The sequence below is a fragment of the Micromonospora sp. NPDC003776 genome (genome assembly GCF_053605645.1).
The window spans coordinates 1-8,538 of sequence record NZ_JBSGJR010000286.1; the positions used below are offsets into that span (position 1 = coordinate 1).

The following is an 8,538-nucleotide window of genomic DNA, read 5'->3' on the forward strand; positions in this document are numbered from 1 at the left end:
CGGAGATCCGCCGCCTCCTCGAGATCAGGGCACCCCGTACCGAGCTGCCGCCGGTGGCCGGCATGTTCGACCTGGTGGTGCTCGACGAGGCGGCGCACATCGATCAGCTCCGGGCCGCCCCGGTGCTGGCCCGGGCACGGCGCGCGCTGGTCGCCGGGGACCCCCGGCAGCTGCGGTTCGTGTCGTTCGTGTCCGACGTCGACATCGACGCCACGCTGCGCCGGCACGGCCTGGACCGGTACGGCGACCGGCTGGACGTCCGCCGGTCCAGCGCCTTCGACGTGGCGGCCGGCGCCGCCCCGGTGAGCTGGTTGGGCGAGCACCACCGCTCGGTGCCGCACCTGATCCAGTTCTCCGCCCGGCGGTTCTACGGTGACCGGCTGGAGCTGGTCACCCGGCATCCGCGCAACGAGCGCGCCGACGTGATCGACGTGCTGACGGTCGACGGCGCGACGGTGGTCGACGGGGTCAACCAGTCCGAGGTGGCGGCCGTCCTCGATCTGGTCCGGCGGCTCGCCGCCGACCCGCCGGCGGCCGGGACCGCCGTGGTCAGCCCGTTCCGCGCGCAGGCGGACGCGCTGGAGGCCGGGCTGCTGGCGGCCTTCGACGTCGACGAGATCGAGCGGCTCGGGCTGCGGTCGGGCACGGTGCACGCGTTCCAGGGCAGCGAGGCGGACGTGGTGGTCGCCTCGCTGGGACTGGTCGACGCCGATCCGCCGTCCCGGCACCGGTTCGTGGCCGACGCCAACCTGTTCAACGTGCTGGTCACCCGGGCCCGCCGCCGGCTGACCGTGGTCACCTCGCTGCGCTCGACCGACGGCCTGGTCGGCGACTACCTGGCGTACGCGGGGCGGCCACCGGCGGCCCCCGATGCGGAGCCGGTCACGGGCTGGACGGCCGACCTGGCCGAGGAGCTGCGCCGGTTGGGGCTGCCGGTGCGGCCCGGCTACCCAGTGGGCCGCTGGCGGGTCGATCTCTGCGTGGGCGCGGACGCGGACGCGGTCGGCGTGCTCTGCGCGGTGCACCCGGACGGGCCGGCGGCGCACGTGGAGCGGCAGCGGACGCTGCTGCGGGCCGGGTGGCGGCTGTACGACGTGTTCCCCAGCCGCTGGGCGGGCGACCCGATCCGGGCGGCCCTCGACCTGGCGTCCCGGCTCGACCGCGAATGACGGCCGGCCGCTGGTCAGTCAGACCTGCGGCACCTGCTCCGGCTGGGCCCGCCGTTTGCGCAGGAACGCGCCCAGCCCGGATCCGTCGTCCGTGGCCAGGAACGCCCCGCGGGCGTTGAGCAGCGTCTCGTCGGCGTGCGCCAGGCAGCCCCACACGGTCTCGCCCCAGGAGTCGGCGAGCTTCACCTCGGCCGGCGCCGGGCAGTTCTCGCCGCGCGGGCCGCCGATCTGGCAGTGGGCCGGCGCGCCGCCGGATCGCCGGACCACCTTGGCGGCCTCCCGGATCAGCGAGAACCGGGCCTCCTTGTCGGACTCCGGGGCGCGGCCCTGTTCGGGCCCGGCCCGGCGCTGCCCGAAGACGACCACGTTGCCGTCCGGGTCGGTGGTGCGGCACTCGCCGCCGGGGGCGTGCTCGGGGTGGCCGGCCCGCGCGACCCGGTGCCCGGCGGCGGTCAGCCGCGCCATGGTGGCGGCGAGGTCGTCGACGTAGAGGTAGATCAGCAGCGGCAGCTCGACGGTGACCAGGCGGGGCTGCACCTCGGCCAGCAGCAGGGTCAGCTCCCCGCACTGCAGGTAGGACCAGCGGGAGGTGCCGTCGCCGCCGGTGCGCACCTCGGCGTAGCCGAAGGCCGCGTAGAACCGGCAGGCGGCGTCGGCGTCCGACACGTACAGCACCGGCACCTGGGCCTGCACTCCGTCATGCACCGCGACACTCTAACCACGATGGACACGTAACTCACGTCTTGGAGTTCGGGTGTTTTTCCGGTACAAGCCGGCGCGGCCGGGACCGGGGCCGGGCCGCGCCGGCTCCGGTCAGCGTCGCGGGTGGGCGAGGAAGAAGTCCCAGCTCAGCCCGGTGGCGTCCGGGCCGGACGGGTCGCCGTAGAGGCTGCACGAGCAGCCGCCCGGGTAGACGTGCCCGGCCCCGTCGATCAGGTACTTCTCGATCAGCACGGTCCCGTCCGGGCCCCGGTTGACCGAGTGGGTGTAGGTGCGGCCGCCCGGGACCTGGCCGCGTTCGACCAGGGTCGGAGTGGCAGTGACGTCGCCGTCGTCGAGCCCGTCGAGGGCCAGGTCGTCGGTCTGTGCCCACTGCCCGACGATCCGGTCGGCGGTGGACGGGGCCACCACGAGGTCGGCGCTGCCCTGGAAGATCAGCACCGGCACCGGTCGGGCCCGGCTGCCCATCTCCCGCCAGGCGTCCAGCCCGGCCTGGTCGGGTGAGCGGAGCTGGAGGACGTCGCACTCGTACTCGCAGCCGGCGACGCTGGCCGCGGCGGCGTACCGGTCGGGATAGGTGACCGCCATGATCATCGACATGACGCCGCCCGCGGAGACGCCGGTGACGTAGACCCGGGCGGGGTCGACGGTCCAGCGCGAGCGGACCAGGTCGGTGATGCCGGCGATGATCGACGGTTCGCCCAGGCCGCGGTGCTGATTGATCGACAGCGGCCAGTTCCAGCACTGGGAGGGGTTGGCCAGGGTCGACTGGTCGGGGAAGACAACCAGGAAGCCACGCTGTTCGGCCCGGGCGCTGAGCCCGGTGAGCAGGTCGAAGCCGATGTCGTTCTCGGTGCAGCCGTGCAGCGCCACGAGCAGGGGCATCGGCGTGCCGGAGCGGTAGGTCGAGGGGACGTAGGCGTGGTAGTCGCGGGTGCCGGCGAGGTTGGTGTAGGTGCCGTAGAACCAGGCGCCGGTGGCCGCCCGGGCGGGGGCGGCCGGGGTGCCGAGCAGGGCGAGCAGGAGGGCGAGGGCGGTGGCGGCGAGACGGCGCAGGCGGCGCGCGGGGACGGGTTCGGGCATGACCGGTGCTCCTCGGTGGGTGGGCGGTGGCGGCTACCGATCGATCGGTTGGGAAAGTGATGGTGGTCACTATGCGCTCGCCGCACTAGGGTGTCAACCAATCGTTCGGTTGGCCTGCTGGAGGAGCGCCGGTGACGCAGACCTCGTGGGACCCTCGCCGGCTCACCGCCGTCGCCGTCGAGCTGCCGGACGGGGTCACCCCGCCCGGCACCCGGGGGCGGATCCTGCGCGCGGCGCTCAAGCTCTTCGCCGAGTACGGCTTCCACGGCGCGTCGATCCGCGACATCGCCCGTGAGGTCGGCATCAACTCGGCCACCCTCTACGCCCACTACCCGGCCAAGGAGCACGTGCTGGCCGAGCTGATCCGGCTCGGCCACGAGGAGCTGCGCCGCCGCGTCGTCGAGGCGGCCGGGGCGGCCGGCGACGACCCGGCGGAGCAGCTCGCCGCCCTGGTCCGCGCCCAGGTGCTGGCGCACACCGACTACCCACTGCTCGCCCTGGTCGCCAACCACGAGCTGCACGCGCTCTCGCCGGAACGCGCCGCGCCCGCCCTCGCGCTCCGCGAGGAGGCGCGGCAGCTCCTGCTGGCCGTGCTGGAACGCGGCGCCTCGGCGGGCGTGTTCGACGTCGCCGACGTGCCGCTCACCGGCATCGCCATCGGCAGTCTCGGCATGCGCGTGGCCAACTGGTTCGGCCCTGACCAGCCGTACACCCGCGAGCAGGTCGCCGACGCCTTCGTCGGCTTCGCCCTGCGCCTGGTCGGCAGTCCGCTCCCCCGCGGCTGACCGGCGACTCCCCCTCAGGAAAGGTTGACCCCATGGAACAGGTGAAGGTCGAGGTGCCCGACGGCACCCTCACCGCCCTCCGGTTCGGCAACGGCCCGCGGATCGCGGTCGCCGCGCACGGCATCACCGCCTCCGGCATGGCGTACCGCGCCGTCGGCCGCCAGCTCCCGCCGAACTGGAGCCTGATCGCGCTCGACCTGCGCGGCCGGGGCGGCAGCGCCGAGCTGCCCGGCCCGTACGGCATGTCCCGGCACGCCGAGGACCTCTGCGCGGCCGCCGTGCAGTTCGGCCAGGGCGGGCCGGTCGCGCTGGTCGGGCAGTCCATGGGGGCGTACGCCGCGCTGCGCGCCGCCGCCCGCCGGCCGGAGCTGTTCCGTCGGCTGGTGCTGGTCGACGGCGGCCTGCCGCTGCCGGTGCCCGCCGGGGCGGACCCGGACGCGGTGCTCGCGGCCACCCTGGGCCCGGCGCTCGCCCGGCTCAGCGAGACCTACCCCTCGGTCGACGCGTACGTGGACTTCTTCCGCGCCCACCCGGCCCTGGCCGCCGAGTGGAGCGACGACCTGACCGAGTACGTGCGCTACGACGCGACCGGTCCGGACGGCGCGGTCCGCACCCGGGTCAACGCCGAAGCGGTCCGCGCGGACGGCCGGGACCTGCTGGTCGAGGCCGAGTCCTTCGGCGCCGACCTGCTGGCGCTGACCGTCCCGGCGGTGCTGCTGTACGCCCCGCGCGGGATGTTCGGGCAGGAGCCCGGGATGCTGCCGGAGCCGCTTGTGGCGCACTGGCGGGAGCGGGCGCCGCACCTGGAGACCGAGCTGGTCGACGCCAACCACTACACGATCCTGATGACCGACGGCCCGGCCGCGGCCATCGTGCGGCAGCTGACCGCCGAGTGAAGGAGCCGGAGATGACCAACCTCGCCTCGATCCTGGTCACCACCGCGGCGCGTACCCCGGACGCGGCGGCGCTGCGGCTGGGCGACCGGGCGGTCCGCTACGCCGAACTGGACGACGCCTCGGCCCGCCTCGCCGGCTACCTGCGCGCGTGCGGCGTGGCGCCCGGCGACCGGGTGGCGCTGATGCTGCCCAACGTGCCGGAGTTCGCCGTCGGCTACTACGGCATCCTGCGCGCGGGCGCGGTGGTGGTGCCGATGAACCCGCTGCTCAAGCCGCGCGAGGTCGACTACTACCTGGCCGACTCGGGCGCGCGCGGCATCCTCGCCTGGCACACCACCGAGCAGGCCGGGGTCGACCGGTCCGACGGGGTGAGCCTGGTGGTGGATCCGGCGACGTTCGCCGCGACCCTGGCCGCCCACGAGCCGGTCAGCGGGGTCGTCGAGCGGGACGGCACGGACACCGCGGTGATCCTCTACACCTCCGGCACCACGGGGCAGCCGAAGGGCGCTGAGCTGACCCACGACAACCTGCGCCGCAACGTCGAGGTCAGCAACGGCACCCTGTTCGGGCTGGACGCCGACGACGTGGTGTTCGGCGCGCTGCCGCTGTTCCACTCGTTCGGCCAGACCGTCGCGCTGAACTGCGCGATCGCCGCCGGCGCGACGCTCACCCTGCTGCCCCGCTTCGACGCGGCCCAGGCGCTGGAGATCCTGGTCCGCGACCGGGCCACCCTCTTCGCCGGCGTGCCGACCATGTACGCGGCGCTGCTCGCCGCGGCCGGCGACGACCAGCCCGACCTGTCCGCCCTGCGTACCTGCGTCTCCGGCGGGGCGGCGCTGCCGGTGGAGCTGCTGCGCCGCTTCGAGCAGAAGTTCGGCTGCGTGATCCTGGAGGGCTACGGCCTCTCCGAGACCTCCCCGGTGGCCTCGTTCAACCACCCGGACCGGCCGCGCAAGCCGGGCACCATCGGCACCCCGATCGACGGGGTGGAGATGGACGTGCGGACCGCCGACGGCGCACCGGCCGGGACCGACGAGGTCGGGGAGATCGTCATCCGTGGCCACAACGTCATGAAGGGCTACTGGGGGCGGCCGGAGGCGACCGCCGAGGCGATCGTCGACGGCTGGTTCCGCACCGGCGACCTGGGCGCCCGGGACGCCGACGGCTACTACCGGATCGTCGACCGGACCAAGGACCTGGTGATCCGGGGCGGCTTCAACGTCTACCCCCGGGAGGTCGAGGAGGTGCTCTACGAGCACCCGGCCGTCGCCGAGGCCGCGGTGCTGGGCATGCCGCACCCGACGCTCGGCGAGGAGGTGGTGGCCGTGGTGGCGCTGCGCCCCGGGGCCGCGGCCGACCCGGAGGAGCTGCGGGAGCACGTGAAGGGGCAGCTCGCGGCGTACAAGTACCCGCGCCAGGTGTGGATCGTGCCGGCCCTGCCGAAGGGGCCCACCGGCAAGATCCTCAAGCGGTCCATCACCGTCCCGCCGCCCGCCGCCGGCTGACCCGGTCCCGGCCGGTACGCGCCGCTCAGGCGGCGAGCGCCGCGTACCGGCCGGCGCGGTCCAGCAGGCTCTGGTGGGTGCCGGACTCGACGATCCGGCCGTGGTCCAGGACGGCGATCCGGTCGGCGTCGCGGACGGTGGAGAGCCGGTGCGCGATGGTCACCACGGTGCGGCCCCGGGCCAGCTCGTCGAAGGCGCGCTGCACGGCGCGTTCGGTCTCGGTGTCGAGCGCGCTGGTCGCCTCGTCCAGCACCAGGATCCGCGGGTCGCGCAGCAGGGTGCGGGCGATGGCGAGGCGCTGCTTCTCGCCGCCGGAGAACCGGTGGCCGCGCGAGCCGACCATGGTGTCGTAGCCGTCGGGGAGCGCGGCGATCAGGTGGTGGATCTGCGCGGCGCGGGCGGCGGCCTCGAGCTCGGCGTCGGTGGCGTCCGGTTTGGCGTACCGGAGGTTGTCCCGGACGGTGGCGTGCAGCAGGTAGGTCTCCTGGCCGACCACGCCGACGACGGCGGCCAGGTCGGCCAGGCGCAGGTCGCGCAGGTCGACGCCGTCGATGGTGATCCGGCCGGCGTCGGGGTCGTGCAGCCGGCTGATCAGGGCCGCGAGGGTGCTCTTGCCGGAGCCGGTCTCGCCGACCAGAGCCAGGCCGGTGCCGGCCGGGACGTCCAGACTGATCCCGGCCACCGCCGCGGTGTCGCTGCCCGGGTAGCTGAAGGTGACGTCCTCGAAGCGCAGGTGGCCACGGACGCGCGCGGGGTCGAGGGGCACCGGCCGGGGCGGGTCGGCGACCTCGACGGGCAGGTCGAGGTACTCGAAGATCCGGGCGAAGAGGGCCAGCGAGGCGGTCAGCGAGACGCCCACGTTGAGCAGGCCCATCAGCGGCCGGAACAGGCTGCCCTGCAGGGCGGTGAAGGCGACCAGGGTGCCGATGGTGAGGGTGCCGGCGGTGCCGGGCAGGCCGGCGCCGAGGTAGATGACGGCGGGGATGGCCGCGAAGATGACCGTCATCGCGGCCATCCGCCAGCGGCCGGCCAGCTCGGAGCGGAGTTCCAGGTCGACCAGGCGGGCCGAGGAGGCGGTGAACCGGTCGACCAGCGCGGCCCCGGCACCGAGGGTCTTGGCGAGCTGCACGCCGCTGATCGAGAGACCCTCCTCGATGGTGACGTTGAGGTCGGCGAGCTCCCGCTGGCGCTGGTTGGTGATCTCCCGGCGCAGCCGGGCGACCCGCCGGGTCAGCCAGATGGCCGGTGGCAGCACGACCACCGACACGAGGGAGAGCCGCCAGCTCAGGGCCACCATGGCGATGGCGGTGGCGACCACGGTGGTGAGGTTGGCGGCGATCGAGGTGGCGGTGGAGGTGACCACGGCCTGCATGCCGCCGATGTCGTTGGTGATCCGGGACTGCACCTCGCCGGTGCGGGTGCGCACGAATAACCCGATCGACTGCCGCTGCAGGTGGGTGAAGACGTCGGTGCGCAGCCGGTGCATCACCTGCTGGCCCACCCGGGTGGAGATCCAGGTCTGGACCACGCCGAGCACGGCGGTGACCGCGGCCACCCCCACCATGCCCGCGACCAGCCAGGCCAGCAGGCCCAGGTCGCGCTCCGGCAGGGCCCGGTCGATCACGGTACGGAGCAGGAACGGCGACGCCATGGCGAGCACGGACGACGCCACGATGATCGCCACCACCACGGCGAGCGGGCCGCGGTGGGCGGCGAAGAGGCCGCCGACCCGGCGCAGCGGGACCCGGCGGGCCTGCGCCTTCTCGTCGGCGGTGACAGTGCGGTGGCCGCCGCCGCGGCCGTCTCGGAAGCCGTCCAAGGGGTGCCCTCTTTCGTCGGGGATATTGCTGAGGTTACCTCATCATGAGGTAGCAACAGCACTTCCTGCTACCGTATTCCGGTGAGCGACAGCGACGAGGAGAGCCTGGCCGAGACCTTCTGGGCGGTGGCCCGGCGGCTACGCCACCAGGCCAAGCGCACCCTCGAACCGTGGGAGATCAACCCGGGGCACGCCCGGGCGCTCGCCGCGCTGCTGCGGCACGGCCCGCTGCGGCTCAGCGCACTGGCCGAGCACCTGCACATCGCGCCCCGCTCGGCGACCGAGGTGGTGGACGGCCTGGAGGAGCGCGGCCTGATCGAACGACGGCCCGATCCCGCCGACCGGCGGGCCACCCTGGTCGCGCCGACCGGCGAGGGCAGCCGGGTCGGCGAGGCCATCCGCACCGCCCGGGCCGCCGAGGCGGACCGCTTCTTCGGCGCACTCAGCGACGGCGACCGCGCCGACCTGGCCCGCATCCTGCGTACGCTGCGCGACTGACTCCCGCCCGACGCGGCGCGCCGGCACGTCGCCACCCCACCGGGCAAGCCGGGGGCGGCCACG

8 protein-coding genes are annotated in these 8,538 nt (G+C 74.5%); 5 read left to right on the plus strand and 3 right to left on the minus strand.

The window, feature by feature from the left end:
- Positions 1-1,169 (plus strand): AAA domain-containing protein (locus ACWEVO_RS21815; protein WP_452309373.1); only part of this gene is annotated, 1,169 nt, incomplete at its 5' end.
- Between the two features lie 18 nt (positions 1,170-1,187).
- Here ACWEVO_RS21815 and ACWEVO_RS21820 read toward each other — a convergent pair.
- Together ACWEVO_RS21820 and ACWEVO_RS21825 are read right to left on the minus strand one after the other, a co-directional pair.
- Positions 1,188-1,874 carry a VOC family protein gene (locus ACWEVO_RS21820; RefSeq protein WP_452309374.1) on the minus strand — a complete coding sequence of 229 codons (687 nt, stop codon included), beginning with the start codon at positions 1,872-1,874 and terminating at the stop codon, positions 1,188-1,190.
- A 108-nt stretch (positions 1,875-1,982) separates the two neighbouring features.
- Positions 1,983-2,972, minus strand: coding sequence for an extracellular catalytic domain type 1 short-chain-length polyhydroxyalkanoate depolymerase (locus ACWEVO_RS21825; protein ID WP_452309375.1), 990 nt, complete (start codon positions 2,970-2,972; stop codon positions 1,983-1,985).
- A gap of 131 nt (positions 2,973-3,103) precedes the next feature.
- On the opposite strand from ACWEVO_RS21825, the gene ACWEVO_RS21830 reads away from it, so the two are divergent.
- The 3 genes from ACWEVO_RS21830 to ACWEVO_RS21840 are packed head-to-tail and all read left to right on the plus strand — an operon-like array spanning position 3,104 to position 6,158.
- Positions 3,104-3,757, plus strand: coding sequence for a TetR family transcriptional regulator (locus ACWEVO_RS21830; protein WP_452309376.1), 654 nt, complete (start codon positions 3,104-3,106; stop codon positions 3,755-3,757).
- 32 nt (positions 3,758-3,789) lie between these two features.
- Complete coding sequence (locus tag ACWEVO_RS21835) at positions 3,790-4,653, plus strand: alpha/beta fold hydrolase (protein WP_452309377.1); 864 nt, start codon at positions 3,790-3,792, stop codon at positions 4,651-4,653.
- Positions 4,654-4,664: 11 nt separating this feature from the next.
- Positions 4,665-6,158, plus strand: a complete 1,494-nt coding sequence (locus tag ACWEVO_RS21840; protein ID WP_452309378.1) for a long-chain-fatty-acid--CoA ligase — start codon at positions 4,665-4,667, stop codon at positions 6,156-6,158.
- 25 nt (positions 6,159-6,183) lie between these two features.
- Here ACWEVO_RS21840 and ACWEVO_RS21845 read toward each other — a convergent pair whose 3' ends face one another.
- Positions 6,184-7,977 carry an ABC transporter ATP-binding protein gene (locus ACWEVO_RS21845; RefSeq protein WP_452309379.1) on the minus strand — a complete coding sequence of 598 codons (1,794 nt, stop codon included), beginning with the start codon at positions 7,975-7,977 and terminating at the stop codon, positions 6,184-6,186.
- Positions 7,978-8,058: 81 nt separating this feature from the next.
- On the opposite strand from ACWEVO_RS21845, the gene ACWEVO_RS21850 reads away from it, so the two are divergent.
- Positions 8,059-8,475 (plus strand): MarR family winged helix-turn-helix transcriptional regulator, encoded by a 417-nt coding sequence (locus tag ACWEVO_RS21850; protein ID WP_452309380.1) that lies wholly within the window; start codon positions 8,059-8,061, stop codon positions 8,473-8,475.
- Positions 8,476-8,538: the final 63 nt, after the last annotated feature.

Bases quoted from the DNA above. Each gene is read 5' to 3' on its own strand.
- ACWEVO_RS21825 (WP_452309375.1), bottom strand. From the start codon at position 2,972: ATGCCCGAACCCGTCCCCGCGCGCCGCCTGCGCCGTCTCGCCGCCACC.
- ACWEVO_RS21840 (WP_452309378.1), top strand. From the start codon at position 4,665: ATGACCAACCTCGCCTCGATCCTGGTCACCACCGCGGCGCGTACCCCG.
- ACWEVO_RS21835 (WP_452309377.1), top strand. From the start codon at position 3,790: ATGGAACAGGTGAAGGTCGAGGTGCCCGACGGCACCCTCACCGCCCTC.